At 66.7% G+C, this 16,002-nt stretch carries 15 protein-coding genes and 1 pseudogene; 5 read left to right on the forward strand and 11 right to left on the reverse strand.

Going from position 1 to position 16,002, the window contains the following annotated elements; all coding sequences use genetic code 11:
- The first annotated feature begins 5 nt into the window (after positions 1–5).
- Positions 6–1,352 carry a TldD/PmbA family protein gene (locus OK349_RS05895; RefSeq protein WP_265116887.1) on the forward strand — a complete coding sequence of 449 codons (1,347 nt, stop codon included), beginning with the start codon at positions 6–8 and terminating at the stop codon, positions 1,350–1,352.
- Positions 1,345–2,136 carry an inositol monophosphatase family protein gene (locus tag OK349_RS05900; protein ID WP_265116888.1) on the forward strand — a complete coding sequence of 264 codons (792 nt, stop codon included), beginning with the start codon at positions 1,345–1,347 and terminating at the stop codon, positions 2,134–2,136. Before OK349_RS05895 ends, OK349_RS05900 begins: the two co-directional genes overlap by 8 nt.
- On the opposite strand, the gene OK349_RS05905 is transcribed toward OK349_RS05900, so the two are convergent.
- Positions 2,126–2,839, reverse strand: a complete 714-nt coding sequence (locus tag OK349_RS05905; RefSeq protein WP_265116889.1) for a hypothetical protein — start codon at positions 2,837–2,839, stop codon at positions 2,126–2,128. The two genes, OK349_RS05900 and OK349_RS05905, sit on opposite strands and share 11 nt — an antisense overlap.
- A 6-nt stretch (positions 2,840–2,845) precedes the next feature.
- Positions 2,846–4,054 (reverse strand): toxic anion resistance protein, encoded by a 1,209-nt coding sequence (locus OK349_RS05910; protein ID WP_265116890.1) that lies wholly within the window; start codon positions 4,052–4,054, stop codon positions 2,846–2,848.
- Between the two features lie 174 nt (positions 4,055–4,228).
- Between OK349_RS05910 and OK349_RS05915 the strand changes: the two genes are divergently transcribed.
- The 3 genes from OK349_RS05915 (at position 4,229) to OK349_RS05925 (ending at position 7,556) form a co-directional block, all read left to right on the forward strand.
- Positions 4,229–4,399, forward strand: coding sequence for a hypothetical protein (locus OK349_RS05915; RefSeq protein WP_265116891.1), 171 nt, complete (start codon positions 4,229–4,231; stop codon positions 4,397–4,399).
- 42 nt (positions 4,400–4,441) lie between these two features.
- The gene (gene typA, locus OK349_RS05920; RefSeq protein ID WP_265116892.1) at positions 4,442–6,256 is read left to right on the forward strand and encodes a translational GTPase TypA; all 1,815 of its coding nucleotides are present in this window, start codon (positions 4,442–4,444) and stop codon (positions 6,254–6,256) included.
- A gap of 376 nt (positions 6,257–6,632) precedes the next feature.
- A complete protein-coding gene (locus OK349_RS05925) occupies positions 6,633–7,556 on the forward strand; it encodes an OmpA family protein (protein WP_265116893.1) in 924 nt (307 codons plus the stop codon).
- A gap of 194 nt (positions 7,557–7,750) precedes the next feature.
- Here OK349_RS05925 and OK349_RS05930 read toward each other — a convergent pair whose 3' ends face one another.
- The 9 genes and pseudogenes from OK349_RS05930 to OK349_RS05970 form a co-directional block, all read right to left on the reverse strand.
- The gene (locus tag OK349_RS05930; RefSeq protein WP_265116894.1) at positions 7,751–8,011 is read right to left on the reverse strand and encodes a hypothetical protein; all 261 of its coding nucleotides are present in this window, start codon (positions 8,009–8,011) and stop codon (positions 7,751–7,753) included.
- A 144-nt stretch (positions 8,012–8,155) separates the two neighbouring features.
- Entirely contained in the window at positions 8,156–8,887 is a 732-nt protein-coding gene (locus OK349_RS05935; protein ID WP_265116895.1) for a DUF6683 family protein, read from the reverse strand.
- A 638-nt stretch (positions 8,888–9,525) separates the two neighbouring features.
- On the reverse strand, positions 9,526–11,328 hold the full coding sequence (locus OK349_RS05940) for a serine hydrolase (protein WP_265116896.1): 1,803 nt from the start codon (positions 11,326–11,328) through the stop codon (positions 9,526–9,528).
- A 518-nt stretch (positions 11,329–11,846) separates the two neighbouring features.
- Positions 11,847–12,875 carry a Holliday junction branch migration DNA helicase RuvB gene (gene ruvB, locus OK349_RS05945; protein WP_265116897.1) on the reverse strand — a complete coding sequence of 343 codons (1,029 nt, stop codon included), beginning with the start codon at positions 12,873–12,875 and terminating at the stop codon, positions 11,847–11,849.
- A 34-nt stretch (positions 12,876–12,909) separates the two neighbouring features.
- A pseudogene (locus OK349_RS05950) lies at positions 12,910–13,239 on the reverse strand (GIY-YIG nuclease family protein).
- Positions 13,240–13,341: 102 nt separating this feature from the next.
- Positions 13,342–13,938, reverse strand: coding sequence for a Holliday junction branch migration protein RuvA (gene ruvA / locus OK349_RS05955; RefSeq protein WP_265116898.1), 597 nt, complete (start codon positions 13,936–13,938; stop codon positions 13,342–13,344).
- 207 nt (positions 13,939–14,145) lie between these two features.
- Positions 14,146–14,631, reverse strand: coding sequence for a crossover junction endodeoxyribonuclease RuvC (gene ruvC / locus OK349_RS05960; protein ID WP_265118547.1), 486 nt, complete (start codon positions 14,629–14,631; stop codon positions 14,146–14,148).
- Positions 14,632–14,642: 11 nt separating this feature from the next.
- Entirely contained in the window at positions 14,643–15,179 is a 537-nt protein-coding gene (locus tag OK349_RS05965; RefSeq protein WP_265116899.1) for a hypothetical protein, read from the reverse strand.
- A gap of 59 nt (positions 15,180–15,238) precedes the next feature.
- Positions 15,239–15,982: a YebC/PmpR family DNA-binding transcriptional regulator gene (locus OK349_RS05970; RefSeq protein WP_265116900.1), complete on the reverse strand. Its 744-nt coding sequence runs from the start codon at positions 15,980–15,982 to the stop codon at positions 15,239–15,241.
- Positions 15,983–16,002: the final 20 nt, after the last annotated feature.

The following is a 16,002-nucleotide window of genomic DNA, read 5'->3' on the forward strand; positions in this document are numbered from 1 at the left end:
CCGCGATGCTGACCCCCGAACAGGCCCGAGATCGAGTCCAGGACGCCATCGCCCGCGCGCGCAAGGCCGGCGCCGACGCCGCCGATGCGATGCTCTCCGCCGGCGAATCGCTCTCGGTCTCGGTCCGCCTCGGCGCGCTCGAGGATGTCGGCCGCGCCGAGCATGCGGAACTTGGCCTGCGCGTCTTCTGCGGGAGCCGTTCGGCCAGCATCTCCTCGACCGATCTCACCCCCGCCGCGCTCGACACCCTTGCCGAGCGCGCCGTGGCGATGGCGCGCGAAGCGCCCGAGGACGAATGGGCCGGCCTCGCCCCTGCCGAGCGGCTGCTGCGCGGCAACGTCCCCGATCTCGATCTCGACGACGGCGATCTCGGCGACCCCGCCGCGCTCAAGGCCAGGGCGCTCGCCGCGGAGGATGCCGCCCGCGCCGTGCCCGGCGTCACCAACAGCGAGGGCGGCGGCGCCTCGGCCAGCCGCAGCATCTGGGCGCTCGCCACCAGCCACGGCTTCGCCGGATCCTATGCGATCACCAGCCATAGCCTCTCGGCCAGCGTGCTCGCAGGCGAAGCCGGCGCGATGGAGCGCGACTATGCCCATCACAGCGCCCGCCACGCCCGCCATGTCGAATCCCCCGAGGCGATCGGCCGCCGCGCCGGCGAGCGCGCCGTCGCCCGCCTCAACCCCGGCCGGGTCAGGAGCGGCGCCATGCCGGTGGTGCTCGATCCGCGCGTGGGATCGAGCCTGCTCGGGCACCTCAGCGGCGCGATCTCGGGCGGCGCGATCACGCGCAGGACCAGCTTCCTGCTCGACGCGATGGGCACGCGCATCTTCGCGCCCGGCATCCGCATCCAGGACGATCCGCACCGCCCCCACGGCCTGCGCTCGCGCCCCTTCGACGGCGAAGGCCTGCCGGTCTCTCCGGTCGCCTTGGTTGACGACGGCAGGCTCGAGACTTGGCTGCTCGACAGCGCCACCGCGCGCCAACTCGGGCTCGAGCCCACCGGCCATGCCAGCCGCGGCATTGGCGGCGCGCCCGCCGTCGGCCCCAGCAACCTGTTCCTGGAGAACGGCAAGCTGCCGGTCGAAACGCTCATTTCCGACATCAGCTATGGCGTCTATGTCACCGAATTAATTGGCCAAGGCGTCAACATCGTCACTGGCGATTACAGCCGCGGCGCCGCCGGCTTCCTGATCGAGAATGGCGAGATCACCCGGCCGATCTCCGAATTCACCGTCGCCGGCACGCTCCAGGCGATGTTCCGTGAACTCGTCCCCGCCAACGATCTCGAATTCCGCTACGGCATCAACGTGCCGACGCTGCGCATTGACGGGATGACCGTCGCCAGTGGCTGACACGCTCGCCTCCGCCGTCAGTGCCATCGCCGCCGAGGCCGCAGAGCTGGCGCTCGCCCGCTTCCGGACGGACGTGCGCAAATGGGAAAAGTCGCCGAACAATTTCGTGTGCGAGGTCGATCTGGCCATCGATGCGATGCTGCGCGAGCGCCTCTCCGCTTTGCTGCCCGATGCGGGCTGGCTGTCGGAGGAGACCGCGGACGACCTCGCCCGCCTCTCCGCCAACCGCGTATGGGTGGTCGATCCGATCGACGGCACGCGCGACTATCTGCGCGAGCGGCCCGGCTGGGCGGTGTCGATCGCGCTGGTCGAGAACGGGCAGCCGGTGATCGGTGTGCTCGCCGCCCCGGCCCGTGGCGAACACTGGCTCGCCGAAGCCGGCAAGGGCGCGACCCGCAACGGCACCCCGATCGCGGCGTCGGACCGCATCGAACTCACCGGCGCGCGTGTCCCGGCCGACGATCTCCCCAAGGTCGATCGCCACCTGACCATGGTCGAGAAGCCCAATTCGATCGCGCTGCGCATCGCCATGGTCGCCGCGGGCGAGGCCGATCTGCTCGCCACCTTCCGCTGGGGCAATGAGTGGGACATCGCCGCCGCCACGCTGATCGCGCGCGAGGCCGGCGCCACGATCACCGACGCGCTGGGCAAGAAATTGCGCTTCAACACGCCGGCGGGCGAGGCCTTCGGCGTCCTCGCCACCGCCCCCGGCATCCACCAGGCGGCGGCCGGTCACCTGCGCGAACGCGCCGTCGAAGCGCTGGGCAGACAGCCTAGCCGCTGACCTGGTCGTCGCCCCGGTACTTCACCTGAAGATACCGCCCACGCGTCGCCAGCGCATCGAGGTCGCCCTGGGCAAGCTGGGTGGACATCTGCGCGATCTCCTGGTCGATCAGGCCGAGCCCATCGACCAGCTGCTTGTCCGGCGACTGACCATAGCGGTCCTGCCCGCGCAGATTCTGCGGCACGCGCTGATAGCCCTTGACCAGCTCGGGCAACTGCTCGCCGACCAGCTTGCGCACTTCGGCGGCCGCCGGCTCGCCCTCGTTGAGCGTCTTGAGCTGCCCCGCCAGCAGGTCGAGCTTCATCCCGATCGAATCGAGCAGCGGCATCGCCGCACCCGGCAGCGTCGGCCGCTGGCGATCGAGCCATTCTTCGGTGCGCAGCGGCAGCGACGCCAGCGGCGCCTCTCCGAATTTCTCGGGCGCGACTTCCTTACTCGCCGGCATCAGCCCGAAGAACAGGGTCGCGGCGATCAGCAGCGCCATCACGACCAGCGCCCCGCCCATGCCGAGCGGGATGAACCAGCCGAGCACCATCGCCGCGACGATGATCACGCCCGCCGCGCCGGCGATCCGCCCGATCCGCGTCAGGATCTCCGCATCGCGCCGCTTCTTCGCGCGCGCGTTCAGCGTCGTGTAGCGCTCGCGCGAACGATTGAGCACTTCGTCGGCACGGGCGATTTCGCGATCGATCTCACTGGGCATCGCCGCTTACAGCGCCTCCAGCTTGAACTGCTCGGCATTGCCCGAGACCTGGTTCTGCGCTGCGCCTTCCGCCCGGGCGATATAGCCCTTCGACTTCTCGACCTCGCTCGACAGCACGTTGACCGTCGTCTTCATGCTATCGAGCGCCTTGAGCTTGAACACGTCGATCGCGTCCATCGTGTCATAGATGTTCTGGAAGGCGCGCTGCAGCGTCTCGATCGGGATCGTGCTCGACGCCGCCTGCTCATGGACCCGCGCCGTGTTTTCCTTGAGCAGCTTGCCGGTCGAATCGATGATGTTGGCGGTCGTCGTGTTGAGCGCGGTGATCTGGTCGAGCACCAGCCGCTGCGCGGTCAGCGCCTGCGCCACCGTCACCGCGGTGCGCAGCGCGCCGACGGTGGTGGTCGAGGCACGGTCGACGCCCTTCACCAGCTCGACATTGTTCTTCTTGACCAGGTCGAGCGCGAGATAGCCCTGCACCGTCACCGCCATCTGCGTCAGCAGGTCCTGCGTGCGCTGGCGGGTATAGAACAACGCAGTCTCGCGGATCGCCTTGGCCTTGGCCGGATCGGTATGATCCAGCTCGAGCGCCTTGTCCTCGAGCCTTTGATCCATCTCCTTGGAGATGTAGATCATCTGTTCGAGCCGCCCCATCGCCGCCCACAGATTCTGCCGCTCGACGTCGATCGCGGCATTGTCCATCAGCAGCTCGTCCTTGCCCGACTGCAGGCTCTTGAGGATCGCGGCGATGTGCGTCTGGCTCGACTTGTAGCTGTCGAAATAGTTGCGCAGCTTGTTGCCGAACGGAATGACGCCGAACAGCTTCTTGCGCTGGGTTAGGTCGCCTTTCTTGCCGGGATCGAGGTCCTCGACCACGCGGCGCAGCTCGGCCAAGTCCTTGCCGACCCCCACGTCCTTGTCCATCGCACGCACCGGCCGGTCGAGGAAGCGGTTGGACTGGCCCGCGGCGTCGCGAATCTCCTTCGATCCCATCGCGGTGATCGCGTCGACGCGCTTGCCGAACTCGGGCGAGTTCACGTCCTGCGCGACGAGCTCGTCGATGAAGCTCTCGACGCGAGTCACCAGCTCGTTCTTCTTGCCCTCGTCGACGGGGACCAGCCCGGCCATCTTCTCGGGCGCGCGCTCCTTCAGCGGCTCGGGTGCGGTCAGCACCAGATCGTCGGTCTTCTCGGCAGTCGCAGTCTCGGTCGCCATTTGCCCATCTCTCCAACACCAGATTTCTGGCGGTTCCCTGCAAGATGAACGGGAACCGCGCGCGCTTCAAGTGTATCGCCAATATAATACACTTGAATTATCGCGCAACCGACCGACGTTGTAGGGTGTTCCGATGTCGCGACCTGTTAACATGTCGCGGTTAGGATGGGTGGCATGGAACGCAGGCTGAAGATGATGATTGCCGGTTCGATCGCGGTGTGGGTGCCGGTGAGCACGGCCGCGCAGGCGTCGCCCGGCGTCGTCGATCTCGGCAAGGTGTATCGCTTGAGGGCCGAACCGGCCGGCGACTCGCCAGCCCTTCCCGCGCCGCACAATATCCGCTAAGGGCGCCGCCGAACCGCGCTCCCGCGGCATCCAGGACCTGTTATGAACCTTCGCAACGTGGCGATCATCGCACACGTCGACCACGGCAAGACCACGCTCGTCGACCAGCTCTTCCGCCAGTCCGGTACCTTCCGCGACAACCAGCGCGTCGAAGAAAGAGCCATGGATTCCAATGACTTGGAGAAAGAGCGCGGGATCACTATCCTCGCCAAGCCGACCTCGGTCGATTGGGAAGGCATCCGCATCAACATCGTCGATACGCCCGGCCACGCCGATTTCGGCGGCGAGGTGGAGCGCATCCTCTCGATGGTCGACGGCGTCATCCTGCTGGTCGATTCGTCCGAAGGCGCGATGCCGCAGACCAAGTTCGTGACCGGCAAGGCGCTGAAGCTCGGCCTGCGTCCGATCGTCGTGGTCAACAAGATCGACCGGCCGGACGAGCGCATCCAGGAAGTGCTGGACGAGGTGTTCGACCTGTTCGTCAGCCTCGACGCGACCGACGAACAGCTTGATTTCCCTGTCCTTTATGCCTCGGGCCGTAACGGCTATGCCAATGAGGACCCGACGCTGCGCGAGGGCACGCTGACCCCGCTGTTCCAGAAGATCGTCGACCATGTCCCGCCGCCCGCGCTCGACGTGGACGCGCCCTTCACCTTCCTCGTCACCCTGCTCGACCGCGACAACTTCCTCGGCCGCGTGCTCACCGGCCGCGTCACCTCGGGCAAGGTCAAGGTCAACCAGGCGATCCACGCGCTCGACATGGACGGCAACGTCATCGAGACCGGCCGCGCGTCGAAGATCATGTCGTTCCGCGGACTCGACCGCGTACCGGTCGACGAGGCGCAGGCGGGCGACATCATCAGCCTTGCCGGCCTCACCGTCGCGACCGTCTCCAACACCATCGCCGACACCTCGGTCAGCGTGCCGATCCAGGCGCAGCCGATCGACCCGCCGACGCTGTCGATGCGCTTCGCCGTCAACGACAGCCCGATGGCGGGCCGCGAGGGCACCAAGGTTACCTCGCGCATGATCCGCGACCGCCTGTTCCGCGAGGCCGAATCCAACGTCGCGATCAAGGTCACCGAGGCCGCCGACAAGGACAGCTTCGAAGTCGCCGGCCGCGGCGAGCTCCAGCTCGGCGTGCTGATCGAGACCATGCGCCGCGAGGGCTTCGAGCTCGGCATCAGCCGCCCGCGCGTGCTGCTGCGCGAGGAAGACGGGCAGAAGATGGAGCCCTACGAGACCGTCATCATCGATGTCGATGACGAGCATTCGGGCGCGGTGGTCGAGAAGATGAACCTGCGCAAGGCCGAGATGACCGACATGCGCCCCTCGGGCGGCGGCAAGACCCGCATCACCTTCAGCGCCCCGTCGCGCGGCATGATCGGCTATCATGGCGAGTTCCTGTCGGACACGCGCGGCACCGGCATCATGAACCGGCTGTTCGAGAAATACGGCCCGCACAAGGGCGCGATCGAGGGCCGCAAGAACGGCGTGCTGATCTCCAACGGCGCGGGCGAGGCCAATGCCTATTCGCTCAACACGCTTGAAGAGCGCGGCATCCTGTTCGTCGGCCATGGCGAGGCCCTGTATGAGGGCATGGTGATCGGCGAGAACGCCAAGCCGGAGGACCTCGAGGTCAATCCGATGAAGGCGAAGCAGCTGAGCAACGTCCGCTCCTCGGGCAAGGACGACGCGATCCGCCTGACTCCGCCCAAGAAGATGACGCTGGAACAGGCGATCGCCTATATCGACGACGACGAGATGGTCGAGGTGACGCCCAAGACGATCCGCCTGCGCAAGCGCTTCCTGGATCCGCACGAGCGCAAGCGCGCGAGCCGGGCCAAGGCGGCCTGAGGCCGCCGGGCTAGATCGAGATTTGGAAGGCGCCGGGGGAAACTCCGGCGCTTTTCTTTTGCGGTGGCCGGATCGCGCCCTTCCCGATGATTAACGACTGATTCAGGGGGGCCGAACGCGGAGCCTGAATCGGCCCGCCGCATGATGCGCTCCAATTACCGGCACAACTCCAACGCCACCGGGGCTGTTCATCTGCGCGAAAGGTTGGGCTGAACAACGCAGGCACTCCAGGGCGTGCAGATGCTGCATCTGTATCGCCCCAGGGATCGAGATGGAGGGGGTTTTGACGACCGGTTGCGTCAATCGCGGGGGCGGCGGTTGGACGCGAGGCTGCGATCACGCACGCCCGGCCGGTCGAGTTTGAAGGAGTGAAGTAATGCGTGTGATTTCCAACAGCCCAAAGTCTCTCTTGCTGCTCGCCCTGCTTGCCGGGGCAGCGCCCGTCAGCCTGGCCGCGCAGGAGCAGCCGCCGGCGCAGGAGCAGCCGCAGGACCGGCCCCCGGCCGACGTCTCCATCACGGGCACGCCCGAGCCCGCGCCCGTGGCGGCCGAGATGACCGAGGGCCCCGAGGTCAACGGCATCATCTCCGCACGCGACGGTGACCGGGTGCAGGTCACCACCGCCGACGGCAACAAGACGATCGTCGCGGTCAATGATTCCACGCGGATCCGGGCCAGCGGCGGGTTCCTGGGGCTCAATCGCAGCAAGCTCGCCGCGGACGCGCTGCTCAACGGTCTGCCGGTCAGCATCAAGACGATGCAGGCGGGCGACACGCTGGTGGCGAGCCAGATCAAGCTGCAGAACAAGGACCTCAAGACCGCGTCGATGATCCACAACGGCACCGACCAGCGCTTTGCCGAGCAGACCGCGGCGACCGAGGCGCTGCGCGGCCGCGTGGGCGATATCGACCAGTATAACGTCAAGGGCACGACCAACGTGAACTTCGACACCGGCAAGGCGGTGCTGTCCGAGCAGGCCAAGGCCGATCTCTGCACCGCGGCCAAGTCGGCCGAGGCGATGGACAACGCGCTGCTGCTGGTCGTCGGCTACACCGATTCGACGGGCAGCCAGGAGTTCAACCAGACGCTCAGCGAAAAGCGCGCGAGCAGCGTGATCAACTATCTGCAGCAGGCGTGCGGCTGGAAGCCCTACCGCATGCTGACCCCCACCGGCATGGCCGAAGCCGACCCGCTGGCGGACAACGAAACCCCCGAAGGCAAGGCACAGAACCGCCGCGTTGCGGTGAATGTGCTGGTGAGCAAGGCGGTCGACGGATTGCGCGAGGCGCGGGTTAATTGAGGGATGAGGAAAGCGCCGGGGGTGACCCCGGCGTTTTCTTTTTGGTGATGACGGGTTTGCGCCCTCAATTCTGCCTTCAGGGCAGCTTCAAGCGTGCCTGAAAGCGGTCATTAGGTTATCCCAGTTTCGTGTCCAAAACGAAGCCGTAGGGCCTGCGCCTGAAATCCCACATCGACGTTGCCTCAGTCCGAGGCTCAGGCACGCCAGGAAATCGATGCAGCGCTGACGTCGTCGGTCAGATAGGCCCGCAGGTAGCAGGCGAGGTCGCGATACCGGGACTCGCCGTTGGCATCATAAACCCAGAGCTCCGGCTCATCTTCGAAGTCCAGCCACAGCAGATAGATCTTTTCGTAATTATACTCGCTGCCGGCGAAGAGCGACAACCGCTCCGGCCGGAACAGGATGTAAGGATCGTTAGGCCAGCCTTCCGCACCGGCGCCGACATCCTCGGGCACAGCGCCTCGTCGGCATCCTCGCGATATTTCGCCGCCTTCGTGAAGGCCGCTTCGATCAGACCCTCAATCATCGCCCGTTCTTGGGAATAGAGTGAGGTCATATGGCCACCACGGCAGCCACTGAACCCTTCCAGGTGCAGCCGTTCAGTCTGCGAAGCCCGCCGGCGTCAGGCGCAGGCGGCGCAGATCGAGCTTAACATCGGCCCGAAAGCGCGCCACAGCGGCGTCGGACAGGCGTGTGGCGAGCGCTGCGTCCCTGCGGGCCGTCGCGTCGGAAAAGGCGCTGCCCTGCGCGATGAAATTGAGCATATAGGTCTCGGCCAATTCCTGCCGGGCGGCATCATTCATCCGCGCGAAGCCGGGACTGGTGCCGAGCGCACTCGCGATCTGGCCGCGCACCGCCTGCACCTGAGCGCGACTGGTGAACGGGACTTTGTTGGCGATCTGCCAATTCTGGACCCAATAGGCAGCCATCGCATCGGCCACGTCGCCGCGACGTAGGCCATCCGTCGCGACATGCCGTTCCCACAGGCCAAGCAGATCGTTCTGCTGGATCACCTGGCGCAGGCGCGCGGCATTGACCGGGTCGGCCTTCGCCACGAAATCGGCGAACTGTCCGCGCACGCGCGCCGAGACTGCAGGGGACGATTTGTAGCGCGTGCCGACAGTAGCGGTCAGAGCCGGCGGCCTGGTCGCAGCGCGGCGATCGCCGCCGCGACTCCGCACCGTCGCGCCCAGCACATTGTTCATCTGCCCGACCGAGGCCATGGACGCGCCGAAGTCGATATATTGGCTGCCGATGGCAGGGAAATCCTGCGCCGCTGCCGGCGCTGTAGCGAGAAGCAGGGCAGCGAAAACGGCGAGGCCATGTTGCATTGCGGACGCTCCGGTCTTTCCAGCAACTCTGGCGGGTGATCGTGACATTGGGAAGCCGCGCGACAGGGTGTGATATAGCAGCTGGCCCGGCGCGCGCCACGTTCTGCCGCCTAGTGCACGGATATCTCCTCGCGGCGCCGATGGCGGTCATGTTCGCTAGCATGATAGGCACTGGAATTCACGGATGTGCGCCAAATTTCTGCTTTTTCCGTAGCCCGCCCGCGACCTTGGGTTCGCTTCCCTCCACCCGCGGAAGGTCGACGCAGGCCGTCGTATTCGGAGATGCTCTGCGCGGTCGATCCGTTCCGGGCTATGGCTGGACGAAGGCGATTTGCCCAGAGCACCTCATGGCTTGCCATCGGGCGATGGAGGTCCGCTTTAGCGTTTCGGCGATCGAAACCGCGGACCGCTATCGATCCACAAGCGGCGGGGCGCTTTTGGCGTGAGCTGCCGGGCTGCTAAGCGCCCTCAAGTCAGTCATTCTATATCGTGGGGCCACTGCCCGGAAGCAGACGTTCACTCACGATCGAGGCAGGAGCCCTGTATGCGGGCAAGCAGGTCAGCTTTGCCCTTATTCTCTGGCCTCCGGCGCGTCGGCGTCGTTTGAGCGGGCGCATCGATCCAGCCTCGAGAGCTGCTCAGCTTCCGAGACCTGGCAGCTGGTTCCGCAGCCTCACCATGCGCAGGTTGATGACGCGGCCGTTCGACAAGGTGAGCTCGCTGACCTTCCGCCGGCGATCCCGCCGGAACTGAAGGGCGCCCGCCAGGGATTCGGTGTAGAATGCGTCGGGCTCGCGCAGGGCTGCGGGCTGCTGGTGGATGATGGTTTGGCCCATTGGGCCGCGCAACCGCATCCGGCCCGCGCGGACGGAGACTGTGTAGATCGCCTTGAGTTCCGGACTGTAATAATCGCCGACATATTCCGCCATGCGTGCGGGAGTGAGATCGGGGACGGCGCCCAGGGCGATGCGCCGGGCGATGCGGTCATGATCCGGCTCGTGGATGACGAGCGTCGATTCGTCGGGAAAGCTGAAAGTGACCGGCGCATTCGCCAGAAAGAAGTCGCCCTGTCCGAACGCAGTCATCTCGTCGCGTCCCTGCATGAACAGCTTGCCGCCGCGCAGGCTGACGGCGAACAGGACGCCAGGCTCTTCCTTGTAAGTGCCGACGAAACCCGCGAGGCGCTGCGCATCCAGAACAATGGGTCTGCGTTCGACCTTCGCCTCGGCAGCCAGAACGTCTCCCAGGTAGAGATCGGCGATCCTCCGGGCGAGCTCGACCGGGTTTGGCCCCTCGGCGTTGCAAAGGAGGCTGATCGCCAGATGGTGCTCCGGCAGCATCAGGAAATCGGCGACGTAGCCGGGATCGGTACCGCTATGCTCGACCGTCACGGCGCCGCGATAGCGCCCGATCTCGAAACCCGACGCATAGGGAATTGCCTTGCCCGTCTCGTCCCGTGTGATGGCGAGCATGGCGTCGATCATCGCCGGGGTTCCGATCCTGGGCTGATCGAGGTTCATCGCCCAGCGCGCCATGTCCTCGACATTGGTCTGCACGCCCGTCGCACCGTAGCTCGAATAGGGCAGCGAGCGGCGCTGGAATCCGTTCGCGCTAGGCCCATAGGGCTGCGCATGGCCGGCTCGCACCAGCCGGAAATCATCTTGTATCCAGGTATTTGCCATCCCCAGCGGCTCGAACACCCGCTTCGCCATGAACTGGCCAAAGGATTGCCCGGACGCGCGTTCCACCACCAGGGCGAGCAGCGTATAGTTGGAGTTGGAATAGGCGAAGCGGCTTCCGGTCGGGAAATTGAGCTCGCGCTGGGCCAGGATCGCCTGGACCACATCGTCCTGCGTGATCGTGTCCTCGAGGCGTCGGCCGCCCAGGGCCAGCAGGCTCCATTGGTCGCGCAGCCCGCTGGTGTGGTGGAGCAGGTCGGCAAGCCTGATCGGATGGCCGAAATCGTGCAGCTCGGGGACGTATTTACGAACGTCGTCGCCGATCGACAGCTTGCCGTCGGACTGGAGCAGATAGATCGCGAAGGCAGCGAACTGCTTGGACACGGAAGCGATGTGGAAGGTGGTGACCGGCGTGTTGGGCGTGCGGCTCTCGAGGATCGCGCTTCCATAAGCGCCCTTGAAGACCAACTCCTGCCGCTGTGTCACCGATACCGCGCAGCCAGGGCTGTCGGGCTGGTTCCAGCGCGCGAAGAGCGCGTCGATGGCGGCCGGCGCGGTCTGGTGCGGCGGCGACGCGCGCGCCTGCAGAGGGGGTGCCGCGACAATTCCGAGCGCGAACGCCAGCAGGAACCTCTTCATATCGATCCTCTCGCATCCAGATTGACTACAACTGTAATCAAAGTGGGTGCGGGAGCAATGGGTGCGTAGCTCTATTTGAGCACGCCTCGTCGGCGACGACCGAGAAGCCTGCGCTTCATGCACTGGTGTTGTTGGTGAAAGAACGCGCCGTCCGCGACGCCACGGGTCCGCTGCCAACGGCAGTTATGACGACTTCCACCTCTAAAACGGACTGGCGGCAAATGGATCGTAAGCGGTCGTGACCCGCGGGCTGCACGTGATGTCTGCTTTCAGGCTCTCCCGGCCGAAAGCTGTCAGGCTGAAATCGGCCCAATTTCAGCCAGCAGCCATAGAACAAATCAAAAACAAATCCCTTTCCTACACGCCCTGCCTACACACTGGCCGGTTGGGCGAATCGCAAGGAGGGGAAAGATGCAGAACCGGGTTCCCGTGAAGCGCGAGGAGCGGCCGGCGCTGCCCGACTTCACGCCGGTGCCGCGCCGGGCGCGCCATGACGGGTGGGCGCCCGAGCGGCAGCGGGCGTTCATCGAGGCACTCGCAGATACCGGCTGCGTCAGCCGCGCGGCGCCCCCGGCACGGACTTGGATTGCCGGAAGCAATCCAACCCAGCACTCCCTCCGGGAGGAATTTCTTCTCACTCCTCACTTACCGTCGAACAACCCGTCCTGCGCGCCCGCCGGCGGGTGGAGGCCGAGATGCTTCCAGCCGGCCGCGTTGAGGCAGCGGCCGCGCGCCGTCCGGGCGATCATGCCGATCTGGATGAGGTAGGGCTCGATCACTTCCTCGATCGTGTCGCGCGGCTCGGAGAGGCCGGCGGCGAGCGTCTCGACGCCGACCGGGCCGCCCTTGTAGATGTCGGCGATCATGGTGAGGTAGCGGCGGTCCATCGCGTCGAGGCCGAGCGCGTCGACCTCGAGCCGGTTGAGCGCAGCGTCGGCGGCCTTGGCGTGGACGGTGGTCTCGCCCGCGACATTGGCGAAGTCGCGCACGCGGCGCAGCAGGCGGCCGGCGATGCGCGGGGTGCCGCGTGAACGGCGCGCGATCTCGGCCGCGCCGTCGGGGGCGATGTGCAGGTCGAGCAGGCCCGCGGCGCGCGTGACGACGCGCTGCAGCTCCTCGACCGTGTAGAATTGCAGGCGCACGGGGATGCCGAAGCGGTCGCGCAGCGGGGTGGTGAGCAGGCCCTGGCGCGTCGTGGCGCCGACCAGGGTGAAGCGGGGAAGATCGATGCGCACGCTGCGCGCCGAGGGGCCCTCCCCGATCATCAGGTCGAGCGCGCGGTCCTCCATCGCGGGATAGAGCACTTCCTCGACCGCGGGCGCGAGGCGGTGGATCTCGTCGATGAACAGGACGTCGCCGTCCTCGAGATTGGTGAGCAAAGCGGCGAGGTCGCCCGACTTGGCGATCACCGGGCCGGAGGTGGCGCGGAACCCGACGCCCATCTCGCGCGCGATGATCTGGGCGAGCGTGGTCTTGCCGAGGCCGGGCGGGCCGAAGAACAGGACATGGTCGAGCGCGTCGCCGCGGGTGCGGGCGGCATCGATGAACACGCGGAGATTGTCGCGCGCCGCGCGCTGGCCGACGAACTCGTCGAGCGACTTGGGGCGCAGCGCCGCGTCGACGTCCTCGGGGCGGCGGGCGGCGGTGAGGATGCGGTCGGAGTCGGTCATGCCCGCCGCCTCATGCCGTCATGCTGAACTTGTTTCAGCATCCATCGTGCCGCGGGCGACTGGCTAGCGGTTCCAGTCCAAGTGCCGGAGCAAGGTCCACCCAGTCCGGGTTCTCGGATTCGACCAGGTTGATCTTCCATTGCTGGTGCCAGCGCTTGAGTTGCTTCTCGCGCGCAATGGCCTCCGGCATCGTGGCGTAGAATTCGTAGCGGACCAGGATGTGGACGTGGTGGCGCGAGGTGAAGCCCGGGATCTCGCCGGATCGGTGTTAATGCAGGCGGGCGAGCAGATCCGATGTCACGCCGATGCAGATCGTGCCCATCCGGTGGCTGGCGAGCAGATAGACGCAGGGTTGCTTGGGCATTGTTGCGCCCTTCTCGAAGGAACCGAGGATCAGTCGTCCGTGGCCCGGTGGATGCTGAAACAAGTTCAGCATGACGACAGAGAGGGTGGAGAGGGAGGCGCCTCACTTCGCCGCCTTCCGCAGCGCCAGCCGGACGAGCGCGTCGAGGCTGGCGCCCGGTCCCAGCTCGTCGCTGGCGGCGTTGACCGCGGCGCTTGCTTCGGCGGGCTTGAAGCCGAGGTTCATCAGCGCCGAGACCGCGTCGTTCGCCGCGCCGCTCGCCGGGAGCGCAGCCCCCGCCCCGCCGCCCAGTGCGATGCCGCCGGCCTTGTCCTTGAGCTCGTTGACGATGCGCTGGGCGAGCTTCGGCCCCACGCCGTTGGCCCGCGCGATCATCGCCGCATCGGCGCGGGCGACGGCGGTCTGGACTTCGGCGGGCGAGAGGATCGAGAGGATGGCGAGCGCGACCTTGGCCCCCACCCCCTGCACGCCGGTAAGCAGGCGGAACCAGTCGCGCTCCTCGGCCGACGCGAAGCCCATCAGGCGGATCGAGTCCTCGCTCACCAGCATCTCGGTATGCACCGTCACGAACTCGCCCAACGCGCCCAGCGCCGCCAGCGTCCTGGCCGAGGCGCCGACGAGATAGCCGACGCCGTTCACGTCGATCACCGCATGGTCGATGCCGGTCGCGGCGAGATGGCCGTTGAGATGCGCGATCATCGGCGGGTATCCGGATACCGGAAGTTATCGAAGCTCACACTACGTACCCCCCGGTTTCCCCTCCCCCGGAACTGCGCGCGCGAGGCCGAAAGGGTCGAGGCAGGGAAGCCGTGCGTCATGGCCGGTACATAAGCGGAACGGCGCCGTGTAGGAAAGTGAAAAGGAAACAGTCAGTTTACTTCAGCCCGCGAGGTCGATCCTTCGAGTTCAGCGCAGCGCCCGCGCGCTCGCCAGATGGTGCGCGTGGCAGATCGCCACCGCGAGCGCATCGGCGGCATCCGCGCCGGCGATCTTCGCGCCGGGCAGCAGCCGCGCGACCATCGCGTGGACCTGCACCTTCTCGGCATTGCCAGTGCCCACCACCGCCTTCTTGACGAGGCGCGGCGCATATTCGCCGACGTCGAGCCCCGCGCGCGCCGCGGCGCAGATCACCACCCCACGCGCCTGGCCGAGCTTGAGCGTCGATTGCGGGTTGGCGTTGACGAACACTTCCTCGACCGCGGCGGCGTCCGGCGCGTGATCGGCGATCAGCGCGGCGAGCTGTCCGTCGAGATGCGCGAGGCGGCGCGGCAGCGGCGCGGCGCTGTCGGTCTTGAGCTGCCCGTTGGCGAGGTGCGAGAGGCGGTTGCCCTCGGCACGGATCAGCCCCCAGCCGGTGGTGCCGAGGCCGGGGTCGAGACCCAAGATCACCAGGGGCTTGATCATCAATACCAGGCTTCGAATTGCGGATCGGTGTCGTCGGGGACTTCGCGCAGGTGCCCGGGCAGGCTGGCGCGCAGCAGCTGCTCCCAATTCTCCGTGGGCCAGGCGTTGCTCTTGCAGCGCAGCGTAGCGAGGTCGTTGCCGCCGCGGCTGACATGGATGCCCGACCATTGCTTGCCGGGGATTTCGGTATATTGCCCGCCAACACCCCAGAAGACGAGATAATGGTGGTCGCCGCGGGTGAAGCGCAGATATTCCTGCGACCCGCCCCCGCCGCCGACCACGCCGCCGCGATGGACATTGCCCCAGTTCGCGTCACTGGCGATCTCGATCTGCGGCCGTCCCGGCGGGCCAAAGCGGTAGTGAAGCGACCCGCGACCCGCGCAGACGCTGCCCAGCGACTTGCCGAAGCGGCAGCTATAGACCGTCTTCTCGCCCGCGCGGCACTGGCTGGCCGGCACCGCGGGTGAGGCGGTCAGCGGCACCGCGGCAGGCGCCGCCAGCGCCAGCGACAGGCCGGCAAGGAGAAAGGTCCGCATCTGCCCCTCCGCAATCGCGTTTCGTGCGAGCGCGGTATCGCGCGGAACGCAGCGCGCGGCTAGCCCAGCTTCTCCATCACCGCGTCGGAGACTTCGTAATTGCCCCACACGGTCTGGACGTCGTCATCGTCGTCGAGCGCGTCGATCAGCTTGAACAGGGTCGCGGCGTCGCTCTCGTCGACCTCGACCATGGTCTGCGGGCGCCAGGCGAGCTTGGCGCCCTCGGCCTCGCCCAGCACCGGCTCGAGCGCCTTGACCACCTCGTGCAGGTCAGCCTGCGCGGTCCAGATCTCGTGGCCGTCCTCGCTAGAGGTCACATCCTCGGCGCCAGCCTCGAGCGCCGCCTCGAACACCTTCTCGGCATCGCCCGCGCTCGCCGGATAGCTGATCAGCCCGACGCGGTCGAAGGCATGGCTGACCGAGCCCGACGCACCGAGGTTGCCGCCATTCTTGCTGACCGCGGTGCGCACGTTGGTGGCGGTGCGGTTGCGGTTGTCGGACAGCGCCTCGATGATCAGGCTGACGCCGCCGGGACCGAAGCCCTCGTAGCGGATTTCCTCGTAATTCTCGCCGTCGCCCCTGCTCGCCTTGTCGATCGCGCGCTGGATATTGTCCTTGGGCATCGACTGCGCCTTCGCCGCGTTGACCGCGGCGCGCAGGCGCGGGTTCATGTCGGGATCGGGCAAGCCCATCTTGGCCGCGACGGTGATTTCGCGGCTGAGCTTGGAGAACATGCCCGAGCGCTTCTTATCCTGCGCGCCCTTGCGGTGCATGATGTTCTTGAATTTGGAATGGCCTGCCATGGGTGGTCTCTATGGAATTG

Origin of the sequence: Sphingomonas sp. BT-65, assembly GCF_026107375.2 — a bacterium.
Taxonomy (GTDB): domain Bacteria; phylum Pseudomonadota; class Alphaproteobacteria; order Sphingomonadales; family Sphingomonadaceae; genus Sphingomonas.

Coding starts and splice junctions, on each gene's coding strand:
- OK349_RS05970 (WP_265116900.1), bottom strand. CDS start 15,982: ATGGCAGGCCATTCCAAATTCAAGAACATCATGCACCGCAAGGGCGCG.
- OK349_RS05905 (WP_265116889.1), bottom strand. CDS start 2,839: ATGCCCAGTGAGATCGATCGCGAAATCGCCCGTGCCGACGAAGTGCTC.
- ruvB (WP_265116897.1), bottom strand. CDS start 12,875: ATGACCGACTCCGACCGCATCCTCACCGCCGCCCGCCGCCCCGAGGAC.
- OK349_RS05910 (WP_265116890.1), bottom strand. CDS start 4,054: ATGGCGACCGAGACTGCGACTGCCGAGAAGACCGACGATCTGGTGCTG.
- OK349_RS05925 (WP_265116893.1), top strand. CDS start 6,633: ATGCGTGTGATTTCCAACAGCCCAAAGTCTCTCTTGCTGCTCGCCCTG.
- OK349_RS05935 (WP_265116895.1), bottom strand. CDS start 8,887: ATGCAACATGGCCTCGCCGTTTTCGCTGCCCTGCTTCTCGCTACAGCG.
- typA (WP_265116892.1), top strand. CDS start 4,442: ATGAACCTTCGCAACGTGGCGATCATCGCACACGTCGACCACGGCAAG.
- ruvA (WP_265116898.1), bottom strand. CDS start 13,938: ATGATCGCGCATCTCAACGGCCATCTCGCCGCGACCGGCATCGACCAT.
- OK349_RS05895 (WP_265116887.1), top strand. CDS start 6: ATGCTGACCCCCGAACAGGCCCGAGATCGAGTCCAGGACGCCATCGCC.
- OK349_RS05915 (WP_265116891.1), top strand. CDS start 4,229: ATGGAACGCAGGCTGAAGATGATGATTGCCGGTTCGATCGCGGTGTGG.
- OK349_RS05965 (WP_265116899.1), bottom strand. CDS start 15,179: ATGCGGACCTTTCTCCTTGCCGGCCTGTCGCTGGCGCTGGCGGCGCCT.